The sequence below is a fragment of the Paractinoplanes toevensis genome (genome assembly GCF_018332695.1).
Lineage (GTDB): Bacteria > Actinomycetota > Actinomycetes > Mycobacteriales > Micromonosporaceae > Actinoplanes > Actinoplanes toevensis.
The window spans coordinates 1-15,365 of record NZ_BOQN01000134.1 but is presented as its reverse complement, the minus strand read 5'-3'; the positions used below and the strand labels follow the sequence as shown (position 1 = coordinate 15,365).

At 64.3% G+C, this 15,365-nt stretch carries 9 protein-coding genes and 3 pseudogenes; 7 read left to right on the top strand and 5 right to left on the bottom strand.

The window, feature by feature from the left end; genetic code table 11:
* Positions 1-374: 374 nt before the first annotated feature.
* Positions 375-1,079 carry a hypothetical protein gene (locus tag Ato02nite_RS44560; protein ID WP_213012789.1) on the bottom strand — a complete coding sequence of 235 codons (705 nt, stop codon included), beginning with the start codon at positions 1,077-1,079 and terminating at the stop codon, positions 375-377.
* Positions 1,066-1,305, bottom strand: a complete 240-nt coding sequence (locus tag Ato02nite_RS44555; RefSeq protein WP_213012788.1) for a hypothetical protein — start codon at positions 1,303-1,305, stop codon at positions 1,066-1,068. The genes Ato02nite_RS44560 and Ato02nite_RS44555 overlap by 14 nt, the downstream gene beginning before the upstream one ends.
* Positions 1,306-1,917: 612 nt before the next feature.
* Here Ato02nite_RS44555 and Ato02nite_RS53400 point away from each other — a divergent pair.
* Positions 1,918-2,080 (top strand): annotated as a pseudogene (locus tag Ato02nite_RS53400) (IS6 family transposase); the annotation flags it as partial.
* A gap of 914 nt (positions 2,081-2,994) precedes the next feature.
* Positions 2,995-3,936 (top strand): hypothetical protein, encoded by a 942-nt coding sequence (locus Ato02nite_RS44550; RefSeq protein ID WP_213012787.1) that lies wholly within the window; start codon positions 2,995-2,997, stop codon positions 3,934-3,936.
* A 7-nt stretch (positions 3,937-3,943) separates the two neighbouring features.
* On the opposite strand, the gene Ato02nite_RS44545 is transcribed toward Ato02nite_RS44550, so the two are convergent.
* Positions 3,944-4,513: a CpaB family protein gene (locus tag Ato02nite_RS44545; RefSeq protein ID WP_213012786.1), complete on the bottom strand. Its 570-nt coding sequence runs from the start codon at positions 4,511-4,513 to the stop codon at positions 3,944-3,946.
* A 1,000-nt stretch (positions 4,514-5,513) separates the two neighbouring features.
* Here Ato02nite_RS44545 and Ato02nite_RS44540 point away from each other — a divergent pair.
* The 4 genes and pseudogenes from Ato02nite_RS44540 to Ato02nite_RS52280 all read left to right on the top strand — a co-directional run.
* Positions 5,514-7,856, top strand: a complete 2,343-nt coding sequence (locus Ato02nite_RS44540) for a hypothetical protein (RefSeq protein WP_213012785.1) — start codon at positions 5,514-5,516, stop codon at positions 7,854-7,856.
* A 399-nt stretch (positions 7,857-8,255) separates the two neighbouring features.
* Entirely contained in the window at positions 8,256-8,918 is a 663-nt protein-coding gene (locus Ato02nite_RS44535; protein ID WP_213012784.1) for a hypothetical protein, read from the top strand.
* Between the two features lie 285 nt (positions 8,919-9,203).
* Positions 9,204-10,550, top strand: coding sequence for a pentapeptide repeat-containing protein (locus Ato02nite_RS44530; protein ID WP_213012783.1), 1,347 nt, complete (start codon positions 9,204-9,206; stop codon positions 10,548-10,550).
* Positions 10,551-11,286: 736 nt separating this feature from the next.
* Positions 11,287-11,451, top strand: a pseudogene (locus tag Ato02nite_RS52280) (IS1380 family transposase); the annotation flags it as partial.
* A gap of 252 nt (positions 11,452-11,703) precedes the next feature.
* Here the strand turns inward: Ato02nite_RS52280 and Ato02nite_RS44525 are convergent.
* Positions 11,704-12,375 carry an SMI1/KNR4 family protein gene (locus tag Ato02nite_RS44525; RefSeq protein WP_213012782.1) on the bottom strand — a complete coding sequence of 224 codons (672 nt, stop codon included), beginning with the start codon at positions 12,373-12,375 and terminating at the stop codon, positions 11,704-11,706.
* Between the two features lie 250 nt (positions 12,376-12,625).
* On the bottom strand, positions 12,626-12,976 hold the full coding sequence (locus Ato02nite_RS44520) for a hypothetical protein (protein WP_213012781.1): 351 nt from the start codon (positions 12,974-12,976) through the stop codon (positions 12,626-12,628).
* Between the two features lie 561 nt (positions 12,977-13,537).
* On the opposite strand from Ato02nite_RS44520, the pseudogene Ato02nite_RS44515 reads away from it, so the two are divergent.
* Positions 13,538-15,365, top strand: a pseudogene (locus Ato02nite_RS44515) (hypothetical protein); the annotation flags it as partial.

Below are 15,365 nucleotides of genomic sequence, written 5' to 3'. Positions count from 1 at the left end.
GATGGGCGCGGTGCGAGCATCGGCACTGACACCGTTAATGACCGTCCACGCGGTCGGCATTCACTCGGGTGTCACCTTTCGCCGAAACGCCGAGGTCGACGGCGAGCGGAAGTTCCGGTTGTCACGGTAGGCCCTGACGGAGGTCGCTTGGCGCCTGCCTACCACTTCACATCCGCGACAGGTAAGCCGGATCGATCAAACCGGCACGAGATGACGGACAACTGGCCTTTTAATCGAGTTTTGGTTCTCCCGGTGAACTTACTGATTCGCAGGTGCGAGTTTCACCCACACCGCAGTCTCGGATGCCTGGGACGCGCATCGAGTCCGCGTACGCTGGAGATGTAGGCGTACGACGGACTTGTGTGTGTGCGTAGCTACCGTCCTCGATGCTTGCGAAATCCGGAAAAAAATCCTTCCTCGGACTTCTTGGTTACTTCCCAGCCTGCCGAACGAAGCGCAGCTGCCGCCGTTTCCTGATTCGAGCGGACAAGGGCCGAGATTTGCTTGATGCGGTAGTCGCGCCGTGAGTCATTGAGAACCTTCTCGTAGCCTGATTTCGGATCGAGTAGTCGCTCAGCGATCAAGCTTTCCAGAAGGTCTTCAAGGGACGGTCGTAGCCGGCGCCCTCCAACTGGTAAGTGCAGGTCCTTCATGTGGTCGCCGCTACGACCAACTTCTTCCAGCATCCGTTCTAGTGCCGGATGGGTGCCGGCGACCTGGATATGGGCCTCTGTGTAGAGATCTTTCTCGCGCTCATAGTCGTAGTGCAGGAGCAGTTGCTCGTGGGCGTCACCTAAATAGACGCCACAATAGGTGCTCCTGGCAGTGAGGAAGCCCTCGTCGTTGCGATACCAGACAGAGCTGACATCGAGCCAGATCTTCGTGCGGGCACGCGAGCGCATCTGGACCTTGTCGGTCATGAAGTCCGTGCGGCTCAAGCGCGTCCCGATGTGCGCACTCTTCGTCTTGTTATTGATGACAGCGTTAACTTGAGCGTTGTCACATACAGTCCGGTTCAGGACATCCTGCAGGACTTGGGCGAATCGCCGCGCCTGGGAGCCGAGGTCAAGGCCGCTCACCGCCGAGGACCCGCCAGAACTTCAGGGCCTCGGGGCTGTCGAAGCGGCGACCGGCTGCCTGTTGGGCGAGCTCTTCGAAGGTGAGGCCGAGCCGCTGCAATCCGCGCCGGGCGGCGGCGCGCCACTCGTCGTCGCTCAGTTCCGTTACCTCGACTGCAGGCTTGCTGGGGCTGAGCTTGACCTTCCGATCCCTGATTCGTTTCGGCTTTTTGATCTTGATTGCCATCTAGCTGAGCCTTCCAGGCGAAGGGGTGGACCTGGTTGGTTGAGCTGCCAACTGTAGAGCGTGGCTCTGACATTTCTGATACCCCATGATGCCGACAGTAAGCGGAGAGTGGCAACCCTCGGGGGTGAAACGGACAGGTGGGGCTTGTCGGGCATCCGACGTCCTGTTCCCCTCGGCGTTGAGTGGTCTTGCAGGATCGGCGGGTAACCGTAAACGCGAAAATCACTTTAAGTCAATTGAGTGATCACTCCTTTGACCGAATGCTCGTTTATCCCGTCATGTGACGTTTCGACCATTTGCCACCCAGCAAGGTCGACTGCTTATTCCGGACGTCGCTGTGGCTTTGCGGTGACGCTGCGCGCCACCCGTCGATGGCTACCAGCGCCGGCCATGAACGAGCCAGCATGGCGTTCTGAGTTTCCAGCTACCCCGTTGCCGCAGGCCGCGGGGACGATCCGCTCCCCACGGGGCGATGAACCCGGCAACCGAGGCGACCGCGGCGGCGACACCAGCCGGCGCGGTCGGCGAGACGGCGGTAGCTCGGCAGCGTGGCATCCCATTGAACAATATGCGAACAACTTAGGTCGAAGCCGATCGCAGCTGGCTCAGCACCGGCTCCTGCCGATGCGCGGACTACGCACCGACGGGCCCCGCCCAGACCGTGATCACCGGGCACGCCTTCCTTCAGAACCTGCGCCGCGGACACTACGAGACCGAGACGCCACTCCGGCTGCGCTTGGCAGCCGCGTTCACCGAACTCGGCACGGCGACCTGACTCCGAACGATGACACCGCACCGCGGCGGGGCCGGGTCACCGCAGCCTGGCGGCCAGGCCGAACACGTCTCCGATCGAACAACGCAACAGCGCCCCCGACCTTGATCCGGAGTTCTTATCCCACGCGGCCGACGCGCCGCTCCCGCGTCCTCCGGATCCTCACGATCGGCCTATTCAGCAACCTTGAGGGCGCCGAATCGCTGCCCGAGCTATTCCGGGCGTTCGGGGAGGGACACGCTGCCGGCCTGACGCGGCTGCGGGATTACGGCGCCGACCTGACGCGGTTGCAGGATTACGGCGCCGAGTGGACGATGCTCACCCTGCCGGCCATGCTCCTGATGGCCAGCTTGCGCCGGGGCCGCTACCGGCTCGGCGGCGAGCCGTCGAGAGCGGTCCTTCGAACGCGGATCTGGCCGTCGCCGTCGTCGACCAGATCGAGAAGCCGACCCTGCACCGCGCCCGCGCCGCGGTCTTCAACGACGCGTAGCGGTGCGGTTTCTCAACACCTCCGTCCCTTCGATCCGTAACCGATAGATGACCGCGGTTGATGGGTTCCGGGTCGGGCCGCCAAGTTGCCCGCGACATGATCCGACCCATGCGGAGTAGGACGAAGTGGATCGGGCTCGGCGCGACGGCGGCGTGCGGATGGGGACTACACGGCGCCCTCTGTACATCGGGTGGATTCCACGCGACCATCGGTCATAGTCATGGACAAGAGAGGTCCGGCCGTTGGCAGGGGGCGTCGATGGCACCTGGAGGTGGCCGGCCCGCCGGTATTCCGCGACGCCAGCCGAAGGTCCGTTTCAAATGCACGGTCTGCACGTGGACCGCGAAACGCGCGCCCAACCTTCGCTACTGCCCGCGGTGCGGCGCTCGAGCCATACGCGTGAATCCTCCACCCGGTAGCTGAGCCGATGATTCCCGGCACGCTGGCCACCTTGTCCACGGTGTTCCGGCGCCGGTTCCTGTTCAATGCGCTGCTTCCCACGACCGTATTCGCCGGCGTCCTGGCCCTTGTGGTGATCCAGAATGTCGGCTCGATGCGGATCGTCGGCGCGTGGTGGGGCCGGCTCGACGCCATCAGTAAGGCTGTCACTCTCCTCACCGTGTCGGCGATCGTCTGGTTCCTGGCCGTAGCGGTCGCCAGCCAATGGCGCACCATCGTACAGATCTTCGAGGGATACCCCTTGATCCGTCTCTTCGGCCGGAACGCACCCGGCATCGACTGGCACAGGAAGCGAAGGTGGGAGCTGTGGGAGGGTGAGAATGACGATCACGAGCGCGCATTCCACCGCTACACGTTGATCGAGGACGCCTCCGAGGAGGCCGAGGAGGGCGAGGTTCTGCCGACCACGCTCGGCAACATCCTGCTCGCGGGGGAACGCTATGCCCTGTCGCGTTACGAGATGGACACCATCCAGTTCTGGCCGCGACTGTTCCCGCTGCTGCCGGCCGAGTTCCGGGCGGAATACGAGGAGTTCATCGTCGAGTACGAGTTTCCGCTCGTGGTCTCGTTCCTGTCCGCGACGACCGGGTTCATTGGCGCGGCGGTGACTCTCCTCTGCGGCGGCCCGCCTTTGCTGTTCGCCGTCTGCTTCATCGGTGGCGCCCTGATCGCGTACCTGTTCTATGTGCTCTCTTTCTCCGCGGCGGAGGAATTGGCCGAGCAACAACGGACCGCGTTCGACCTTTACCGGCATCTCCTGCTAGAGCAGTGGCCTACACCGCCCGACGTGCGCGACGAGCGAGCCGCTTTCAAGGAGATCACCGGCTTCATCGTGAACAACTCGCCGCCGTCATGGGGAAGACCTCAGTCGCTGCACCGGCGCCGGCGCCGGCGCGATCACGGCGAATGACGCTGCGTCAGGGCGACCCTTCGGCCGTCCGCACGAAGAACATTTTCGCCGTTCCACCCGCGGCCAGCAGCACCGACTCGCTTGCTGCGGGAACACCCAGGACCACGACGAACGCGTCGGGTTGCTTGCCGACCGGTCGCACGTCGAGCACGAACGCGTCGTTCAGCACCCCGTTGCGAGGCCCCTCGCTCGCCGTGCTGGACAGGAGCACGGCGATCCGGCCGCCGCGAGCGATCAGCGCACCGCCGATGTCCGCCGCCGACGCCGGCAAGCTCACCACGGATCGGCCCTTCAGACTGCCGCCGGGTAACGCCGGCCCTACGGTGGCCGCGGGCAACGGCCTGCCCCGGCGGAGGGCCGAAAGGCTGTACCGATCCACGACCACCGCGTCTTTGCCGAGTGAGTCGCGGGGGAGTTCGCCCGCCCGGATCCAGGCCAGCCGCAGGTCCCCGGGCGAAAACTGGCGGTATGCCGGAAGGTCGCTGGCGGCCACCCAGACCTGACGGCGGCCGCTGTCCCGCAACCACAGGTAGCCCGTGCCCGCGATGCCCGCCACCAGGACGCCGACAAGGAACAACGCCGACGCCCGCCAGCGTCGAGGGCCCAAACTTGCCAGGCGTGACGTCCGCGGCGCTCCGGAAACCGGAACGGTGCTGGACTGAGGAGATGACATTCGCACACCGTAAGAAATCACCCGGCCCCCGGGCCACCACTCTGTTCGCCGCGGGGCCTCCATTGGGATGTATTGGACAAGCCGACAAGAGGATCATGCGGCGAGTCGGCGACACGCTGACAGACCGAGACAGTGTGTCGGGCACCGGGCCGTGAACGCCTTGGTTGTGCGCAAACCGGACCGCCATGAGCAAAGTGGGTAGTTTTAGTTCTAACGGCAGGTACGTCGATATCTTTGGCCGCCGGCGGTGCCTTCGAGGCCTGACGCCGGAGTCCTCGTTAGCGCGAAAGATATCGCAATCTGGTCTGCCACCTGAGTACCTTGGCCAGGCCGATAACCGGCTCATATGTCAGCCACGAGCGACCGCCGGCCAACCGTGCCAGCGGCAGACACAACGGCAGCGAGCAAACACCACACGCCAGCGTGGGTCATCAATGCTCGGCCCCTGCCTCGGTGTTCTTCTCCAGAGCCCGTGGGCATGCCCCGATTCCCCTCGATCTTCCGGTACCGATCGCAGGGCTCTATGAGTTGAGGCGGTCGGTGAGGGCGGTGTGGCGGCGGCCAGCGCCGATGTGCCGACGGCGGCGGCAGGCTGCTGCGCTGGAGGCAGGAGCAGGGCATTCCCGCAATCTGCTCCCGACCTCACGTTCCGGGCCTATCGCTGGCGACGCTCGGCCAGGATGGTGATGACCGTAATAATCGCTGCGACGAGGTAGAGCAGGTCGCCGACGGCGTGGACGATGGTGATCCAGTCGTAGGTGTTCATGGTCGTCTCCCGCGTTTAGATCTAGAGCGGGCTGGCCGGCCGGGGCCCTGTCGGTTGTTGACCTGACGGTCGCAGCCGTGGGGCGGGTCCGGCAGCAAGGCCGGAGGAAGCCGAAGCGGCTGCTCGTACCGCTTGCGGGTGATCAGCGCCTACCGCCGCATTGAAATGGAGGTCTACGGTGGTTCGGTGCCCTCCGGTGAATCTCCACCGAATAGCGCTGGCTCGCCCGACCCGGGCCGGGTGTACACCCTGCCGGAATTAGCCGACGCCCTGAACCTGTTGCGCGCCAGACGGTCGTATTCGTCCCTGGACAAGGCCGTCGGCGGCGAGCCGGCGAAGAAGCGTCATGCGCTGGCGCCCAGCACGATCAGCGATCTAATCCGCGGCAAGTCGATCCCATCCCCGGACACCGTGGTCACGTTCCTGTCCGCCTGCGGGCTCGCCACGGACGCGCAGCAGCCGTGGCTGGCCGCGTTGGAGCGGGTCAGCACGGCACATCTGCGCAGGCCGCCCGGTGCGGTGCGCGTTCGCGACGCGGACCCGCGCCGACTGGGCGTCCACGCCTCAATCCAGCTTGAGGGCGGCGCGGACGAGCTGCCACCGTATGTGCCGCGCGACCTGGACGCGGACCTGCGCACGGCGATCACTGCGGCCAGCCGCCGCGGCGGTTTCGTCCTAGTTCGCGGAAGCTCATCGGTCGGCAAGAGCCGATCGATGTTAGAAGCCATCAGGGCAGCGCTGCCCGAGTGGTGGCTGCTGCAGCCGGCCGACGCCGCGGCCGTGCGCGCAATTGCTGACACAGCCGTGAAGCGCACGGTTGTCTGGCTGGACGAATTGCAGCGCTACTTGAACGAACCGGGCGGACTGCCGATCGGCGCCGTTCGCGCGCTGCTCGACGCGGGGCTGGTAGTGGCGGCGACCTTATGGCCGGCCGAATACGCCGCCCGGGTCGCGTCACGAACACCCGCGGAGCCGGACCCGTACGACAATGACCGCGCCCTGCTGCGTCTAGCTCGGGTTGTCGACGTCCCCGACGCCCTCACTTCCGCTGAACGGGATCGCGCCGAGCGTTTGGGTGGCGACCCGCGGATCAGGGTCGCCCTGGGCACCCGGGACGCCGGATTCACGCAGGTCCTGGCGGCGGGTCCCGAATTGGTCCGCTGGTGGGAACACGCCGACGTCACCGACCCGCGGCAGTGCTACGGCAAAGCAGTGATCACCGCCTCGTTGGATGCTCGCCGTATTGGTGAGGATGCGCCACTGACCCGCGAGTTTCTTTTCCACGCTGCTCCCGCGTACGTGTCGGACGCGCTGCGGGCGCAAGCTCCGGACGACTGGCTCGAGCAGGCGATCACCTACGCCACCACGCGGATGCACGGCGCCACCGGCTGCCTGTCGGCGGTATCCGCAGGTATGGGACAGATTGCCGGCTGGATCACGGCTGACTTCTTGTACCAGCGCGCGTGCTTGACGCGACGCGCCATGGAGCTGCCCGATGTCGTCTGGCGGGCCCTTGCCGATCACCAACCGGGTGACGCCATGCGCCTCACCACCCTGGCCTCCCGCGCGTCCGCGCGGGGTAGGTCCGAGTTGGCAGCGGAGTTCATGCAGCGCGCCGCGGACTGCGGAGATCCCATTGCGCGTCAGCAAGTGGCGTTAGCACATTCGCGCGAGCTGGTAGAACAGGGCCGCATCGACGACCTGCGGCGGCGAGCGGAGACCGACGAATTCGCGAGGCTGTTGCTGGCGGAGTTTCTCGCTGGCGAGGGACGCGAGCAGGAATTGCGTAAGCGTGCCGCTGAAGGCAACGTGTTCGCGCATAGTCGGCTGTTGCGTCTACTCGAAGACAACGGCCGCTGGGATGATCTCGCCCAATTGGCGGATGCCGGTGACATCGGCGCAGCCCTGCGGCTGGCGGATGTGCTGGCCGCGCGAGGCAAGACAGCTGAGTTGCAGCGGCGCGCCGACGCCGGCCAGCACGGCATGGCCGACCGGTTGCAACAGCTGCGCATCTCGCAGGAAACATCGCTCGAGGTGTTACGCGGCCAGTTAAGCAAGAACGACTTTGTCCATGACGTGCGTCGGCGGATAGCCGAGCTATTGGCCGGCCAGGGTCACCTCGACGAGCTGCGGCAGCTCGCCGACGCGCAGGATGTGTCGGCGATGAAGGTGTTGGCGGGCGTCCTGCTCGAACGACGCGATCTAGAAGGACTGCGGAGCCGTTCCGACGCCGGTGACTGGGCTGCGGGCAGGGTGCTCGCCGACGCGTTGGAAGAACAGCGTCGGACCGACGACGCGATCACCGTGTTGCGTAAGCACGCTGGGGTCAATGACGGTGCCGCAGCAGAGCTGTGCGAGCTGTTGGCGAAGCACCAGCGTCGCACCGAGCTCTGGGCCGAGGTGGGAGCGGGTACGTTCCTCGCATACAGGATATGGTGTTCGACCTTCGGTCGGGATGGCAGACATCCTGGAACATCGTAAGGTCGACTTATGGTGCATATCCGCAGCACTCCGCCGCACTCGCCATGACTGCGTGCCCACCTTCGTCGGCACGACCTTGCTAGATCAGCAGGACTGATCAACCGGTCAACGGCGAATCAATGCCGGCGTCGGAGTGCCGCCGCGAAGAGCGTTCGTCTCATCAATACGGCCTTCCCGATCGGCAGCCCAACCGAACGCAGGCAGTTCCCGAGACGCATCGCCGAGCAGAGACCCCCGGAGTCCCGCTCCCACGTGGCGATCCTGGCTCCTGCGAGACCGTCTGGCGCCGTACGCCGACGCGTAACTGTCCAAGTAAAAAAAGACTCTGCCGCAAGTATTGCTTACTTCGAACGTACGGGCCAGAGTGTTCCTGACAGTATTTTTTACTCGGAGGCGTCCATGACGGTATCAGGCCAAACCGCCGCCGAGATCCGGATGCTCCTGGACGACATCGACCGGACTTCCGGACGTATCCGCGGGCTGCTCAACTCGACGGCAACGGTTGCCCCGCCAGGCAGCGAACCGGCGATAATCGACACCGCCGGTGACCCGATCGACTTCTCGATCAGCGACACAAAGGCGCTGCCACCCCGATCGTTCACCTACCGGTGGCCGACCGGCGAGGCGAAGTACGTCGACGCCACCCGGTATACGGTCCGTCGCGACGACGACGAATACGTGTTCGTGGTCGGCAGCGAGGAGGGCGGCCGTTCCGCCTACCGACGGGCGGATCGAGGCCGGATCGTGGTGTTCATCCGGCAGACCGCCAGCGCGAACTCCTACTACCCGCTGCTGGAGTTCGCCGAGAGCGACCTCACCACAGACCTCTACGCCGCGCTCATCCCGAAGCCGGGGCAAAGTACGGGCCGCGCCACGGTGGATGACCTCGACACGGTGCGGCGCGTCGAGCACCTACGACAGGCCGACCTCCGTCGCGCCGACGAGGTGTTCGACTCCTCAGCGAAGGCGCCGACATTGCGGATCCTGGTGCGACGAGATGATGCCCCCCTGTTGATTACCCATTCCTGGTGGGTCGGTCGGCTTCGCCGTACCGCTCCGTAGGACCCACGACCGTAGGCGGGGTAGCACTGGCCGAATTTGGGACGTTACCCCGTCCGAGGAGGATCCGACCGCGAACCATCGTGCGGGATTCCTGCCTTGCAAGCGCCGCAACAGACGCTCGGCGGCCCGGTTGCGCGGTTCGGTTAGCTCAGGCCTCAGCGAGGCCGTAGTAGTTGGTTCATGGCTATCTCGCCGCTCTCCTGATCGGAATCGGCAGTCCGAAATGGCAAGACAGCAACCCGATAGAGTGATGCTCCGCGTGTATGGATCGGTCACCATGCGCTTGTGGCAGATCGAGACCAAGCCAACGACCGGCTTCCGGCCGAGAAGCAAGCAGGCGACCTGCAGGGCCAGGCTGACCGACCCGAGTCGCCGGGGCTGCGCTGGCCGTGGCTGCTGTCCGACCGCGGGATCTTCACCGTCGCGGCTACTGTCGCCGGACTCGGTATCGTCGGTCTTATCGGGATGTGGCTGATCGCCAACCGGCTGCACGGCGCCGACCGTGCCCAGCTGGAGATCGATGCGATTAAGTATGGGCTCGGGTTCATCGCCGCCGGGGGCGCCGCCGCCGCGCTGCTGTTGAGCGTCCGCCGACAGCAACTGTCCGAACGCAGCCATCAGCTCGAGCTCAGCAAGCAGGATCATGAGCTGCGCAAGCAGACGCATCTGGAGGCTGATGCCGCCGACCGGCGCGTGACCGAGCTGTACACCAAAGCCGTTGAGCAACTCGGCTCGACCGATGCCGCCGTCCGGCTGGGTGGCTTGTACGCCCTCGAACGTGTCGCGGAGAACAACCCTGGCCAGCGGCAAACCATCGTCAACGTCATCTGCGCCTACCTACGGATGCCGTACACCCCACCGGCTGAGCCGACCAAGAACACCCACCCTGCGGGCGTAGCCGCGACCGCAACAGACGCCGGTGCGGCGTCCGGCCGCGACCGGCGACAAGAACTCCAGGTGCGGCTCACGGCCCAGCGCATCCTCACCGCCCACCTCCGCCGGCCCGACGACATACCCACCGCCGACCTCAAGGGCATGGAAGCGAACCCCCGCCAACAGTTCTGGCCGCGTATCGACCTCGACCTCACCGGCGCAACCCTCGTCGACTGGACACTCATCCGCGCTGCGATCAGAAGCGCCAGATTCGGCGGGGCCACGTTCATGGGGGAAGCATGGTTCCGCGGAGCCACCTTCACGGAGAACGCCGAGTTCGGCGGAGCCACTTTCACCGGGGATGCCTTGTTCGAAGGAGCCACTTTCACCGGGGATGCGTGGTTCGAAGGAGCTACCTTCACCATGGATGCCCGGTTCAACGGGGCCACCTTTACGGTGAACGCCTGGTTCAACGCAGCCACCTTTACTGGAACCGCCGAGTTCGGCTCGGCCACCTTCGCCTGGACCGCCGAGTTCGGCGGAGCCACCTTCGCCGGGAACGTCTGGTTCCACAGAGCCACCTTCTACGGGACGGCCAAGTTCGACGAGGCCACCCACCGCGACGGCCTCGGCAGTATGGGTTTCGGGTCCTGCCGGATAGTTAATCGGGATGGCCGGCATGATCGATGGCCGGCGGGCTGGTCTGTCGTTCCCGGGACGGAGTACAGCACCCTGCGGTATCAGCTGTCTGAGGCGTAGACGAGCCCAGAGGCCGATGCGGGGCCAGTACCTGGCCAGCGACCCATGAAGGGGCATCGACCCGCGCGTGACCGTTCACGCCGCGAGTGGAGACAATGACGGGGTGACGCAGACATAGCCTGATGACGCCTTCACCCCGCCGGAGCCCGACGACGAGAGCCGTTGGCGCGTCTACGGGCAGCGGTCGCTGTACGAGAGCAAGTGGATCCGGCTCGGCATGGTCGACGTGGAGCTGCCAGATGGGCATGCTCACGTGGGAATGATCGTGCGCAATCTCCTCGGCACGAGCGTGCGCGGCGTCCAGCCCTGCTCGCCTGAAGCGCCCTTCAGCTCCAGCACCGCAACTGGGTCGGTGGCACCTGACGCGCAGATCAGCAGATCGAGGCGGCTGCGACGGCCGCCGGCTCTCGCCTCTCGCCGCGCGGTGTACTCGCCCTCGGGCAGACCCAGGACCTCAACGAGCGGGAGCGGATCGAGTTCGACAAGGTACGCGAGAGGTCACTTGCGGTGTTCTCCTGAGCCATCAGCGGCCGAGCGCACTCATTCCGGGAGACTATCGAGCAACAACCGCGGCCATCACCTGTTCCCGGGCATCCCGGTGGGGTTTGTCGGCGTTCAGCTTCCGTGTGCGATCTCGGCCCAACGGGGTGTAGGGGTGGCACCGATCGTTGGCGGAGCTCACCGACGCCCAGCAGCAAGCCGCATTCACCGCTCGGACATCGACGAGCGAGATAGAGCAAGCGCCGCCGACCTGATCGCCTGGCTACAACTGCACGCCCTAGACGGGGACCTCGCCCAAGCTGAACCGAAACGACTGCGCTACTGGCTGCTGCACACCACTGCCCGGCTCACCCGCGTCCAACACCGCCGCTGGCTGCACATCCCTGCCACCTGCCCCTGAGCCACCCAGATCACCGCTGCGTTCACCCGAAATTGCGACGGTCCCCGCACGCGGCTGGCCCACCTCAGCCCCGACCCCAACGGCCTGAGTGCATTAGTTCGTCGGGCGGATGATCATCTCGTGGATGCGTTTGGCGAAGTGTCGGGCGCCTGTCTGCGGTTCGATCATCCATCTCTGCAACTCGTCGGGCCCTGTTCTGGGTACCGTCTGCGAGGTTATGGTCGTTATTGATCGCTGGCTGGTGAATTCGGATCATTCGACGTCGGGAACTTCCACCCTTTCGCTTTTCCAACTGAGTTCCATGGACGGCGAGACATCGGCCTTCCAGGCCACATGTTCGATGTCGTATCCTGCGAAGTATCGGGCGTGACGGATAGCGTATGCAGATAGCGCTGGTGTTCCGTCACGCATGGCGTTGCGGACGTCCTCGAGCATCGCGGCCACGTTTGTCCAGAGGAAGGCATCGTGCCATCCACCCTCATGGTCCCAGAGGATAAGGCACCCTTGCAAATGCCCCGAGCGCAGATCAATACATATTAGGTCACCGCTGTTATCTTCGGCGATCGGCAGGAAGAGATGGTGAAAACGGTGAGTGCTCTCGCCTGCGGTATCGATTGAACCATCATTCGGAATGATGGGCTCGTCCGTCATAATTGAGAGTCGCAGCTGCATTTCCTGCAATGCCATCGCGCAGGGTAGAGGGGCGAAACGTGGCGGTATGACGGGAGTGCCGACTTGCGTAACGCCGTCGGTCAACTGCCACCATTGTCGCATCGAATCAGGCACCGGGTGGCCAATGGCGGACTCTATTTCGGCGATCGATGCGTCCGACGCTGGTGGACGTATCCGTACAATCTCGCATGGAGTATTGGTTTCCAGCCAGCTTACGATGTCGCGCCAGAACGTCGCTACGTCGTCGGTCATGCCGTTCATCATGCATGACAGCCTTGCTCGGCTCGGACCAAAACTCATCCTCGCCGACCCAACTCGGTGCCTGCGAGCCGTAAATGCTTCATCACGACACCGGACCAATCGCCCAATGGGCTACGTCCGGAGGGCGGGGATCAGGCTATCAACCCGAAGCTACGAAGATCATCGGCCAAGGCCAAGCTGCTGGCGGGGGCGTTGTCGTCATCCCGCACCCGTTGGCTTGTTGGCCTGTAGGGGGCTGCCGTCAGTCGAGTGGCGGCGGCGCTACCGCTGGATCGTCGGCTGCGTCCGGGTAGAAGTCGGGAACGTTGGACTTCGCGCGGGTCTCGGCGGCGGCTGCCGCCGCCTCGGCTGGCGTCATGGGCCGGTTGAGTTCGCCGATCAGCTCGTCGAGGGTTTGGCCGCTGGGATGAGGAGCGGCTGTGTCTTGGACACCGATGTCAAGGCGATGTCCCTGTTCGATTGGAGCGGGCGGTTGCGTCGAAGGCGTCGGGTTCGGCGCCGGCGCGGAGCTTTCGCCGTATGCCGAGCTTCCAGCCGCCATGGCTACGCACAAGACGACCAGCGTCGTCGTGGTGAGGTGGCGGAGTCTCATCACCCCATCCTTCCCAATCGGGGACCTACGAATGCTAGTGGCACTGGTCATTCTGTCTCTACCGGCGAGAGTGGAGTGGTCAGGAATTACGGCTCGTCGAGTAGTACCGCAGGTCGACCAACCGCGATCGTTCAGCCGGTAATAGCCGACCGAACGTATCGATTTCATTTGGCGCCGCCGGGCTGCACCGTGTTTCTTCTGCTGCGCGTGAGTCCGATGTTGCGTGATGACAGCGTCTGCGGCGCGGAAACCACACGGCTGAGTCCAACCGCCGGTTGATGTTTGTTTGAGGCGTCCCTTACCCGAATACCTACTTTGTCGTTCAAAGGAAGATCACAGGCGGTCCTCAGCGCAACCACAGGTCGCTACGCTTGCCGTCTCTCCGACATTTGGGACATTATGCGCAGAATTCGGTTAACGGTCGTTGCTGTCGTCGCCGCGTTGTGCACCACTGTTCAAAGCACACCGGCGCTCGCCGATGATGGCACTTCTACCTCCCCGGCATCGAGTACACCGCAAACCGCGGCGGCACCCGACGGCACGCCGGGGTCAGCGTCCGGAATGACCGATCCGGACTCGGGCACCCAGCTGGATGTCGCCGACCCGGTTGCCCAGCCGTGGAGTGATGTGGTCAACGACATCAATGGCTCCATGACGCCTGCCCAGGCGGACGCGGCCGTCGAAGACACGCGACAGAACTCCAACGTTCCTGACTTCTACCCGGACGCACCGGATGACGCCGTCGTGGTCCCACCAGCCCTGACCGACGCTAACGAGGCTCCCATCGCTGACCCGGGAACAGCGACGCCGGCTCCCGCCGGCTCCGCGCCCGGGCCTGCCGGCTCGCCTACGCCCTGGACGAGTTCCGGGTCTGCGACTACGGCACCGCCTGGAGCGGGACCGTCATCGACAGCGGAGCCGTCGCAGTCGGCCACGGAAGGTTCCGCCGAGACGCCGGCCTCCCCTGCGCCCGGCAACGCCTCCCCGTCTGAAGGCGTGACAGCGACGTCGCCCCCCGCCCCCGACGCCAATGGTGTCAGCGCGGCAGCCGCCGTGGCTGGCCATCCGCTCGGGCGGTCCGTCGGCGCCTCACCGAAACTCCTGGCGAAGGCTGCGCTGGATGATCCTGATGTCGTGAAGTCAAGCTCGAAGAGCTACATCACGTGGCAAGAATGCCAGGATGACTATGTGAAGGCGGGTGGTCACGACTGGTACGTCAAGAATCATTTTTCGGTCTGCCTCAGGGGCGTATTCACTATTAGAAACTTCGTGATAGAGAACGGGGTTCGTGAAGAGGTGGGAGCCGCCACTGAATTGATCACGGTGATCGGGCGTGGAGCGCAGAACATGCGGCAGGTCACCTGGGATGTCTGGGTAGACGCCATCGTTCCGGCATGGGGTGTGCAGGAGGACTTGACGCCGCAGAGAATATACGTCGGTTGCAAATACGAAGCCCCATCGCAGTGTGATTCAGAACCGGACCAGGGTGAGAGCCGGCCCCTCGCGCAGTGGAAGACGAAGGGCACTAACCACTACACCCAGATCATTACGACGAGCACTCCTAACGGTAGCGGTGGCGCCGAGCGGAGCGGTCGATTCAAATACGAGGTGGTCTTCTACAATGACCTACTCGGCGTCAAGACCGCCACGGCAGAAATCACGGGCAGGTGCGACAACGCGACCTACGTGTACACCAAGGCAGGGTGCTCGTTTCCGGATAGCGCTGGAAACTTCCACCTCGACTACAACGCTGTTTATGAGGACAAATACGGTGCGGAATACACCATCAAGGACGCGATGGAATTCATGCACAATGCAATGCACCACTTGAGCAGAGTAAACGCGAATGCTGCCCCCGGTCAATATGTTCCGGGTGGATACTACAAGCAGCCGACGGTGGGAGCCGACGATAAAGATGGCGGATGGAAACCGCTCCACAGGCTCTTCCCGAAGCCATCAAGGAACCAGGACGTCTATTGTAAGGCACAGTACGGCGCCGATTACGCGAACGTCCGTGACCCCAACGACCCTGATAAGATTATCGGAAAAAAGCATTGCGATGAATATCCGTTCCTCGCCAGCGAAGAGAACATGTACCGGACGTCTGGCCCGGCGGACCAGACGTCGGCAGTCCATCCCGTCGATCCTGCCGCAAACGAAAAAGTCGGTAGCCTCCTCGCGGTCTTCTACGGTGGGGACCGAATCCTCAATGGCGACGCCTATTTTGTGACCCTGGACAACATGCCGGACAACTGCTGCGAGGTCGACGGCGGCAATGGCAGCGGCAATGGCGGCACCGGTACTGCGCCATCCGGCCCGACAGCCGGGCCGGTCATGACCACTGGCGCCGTGTCCGGATTGGCCCAGCTGAGTGGGGCTAATGGGGTTG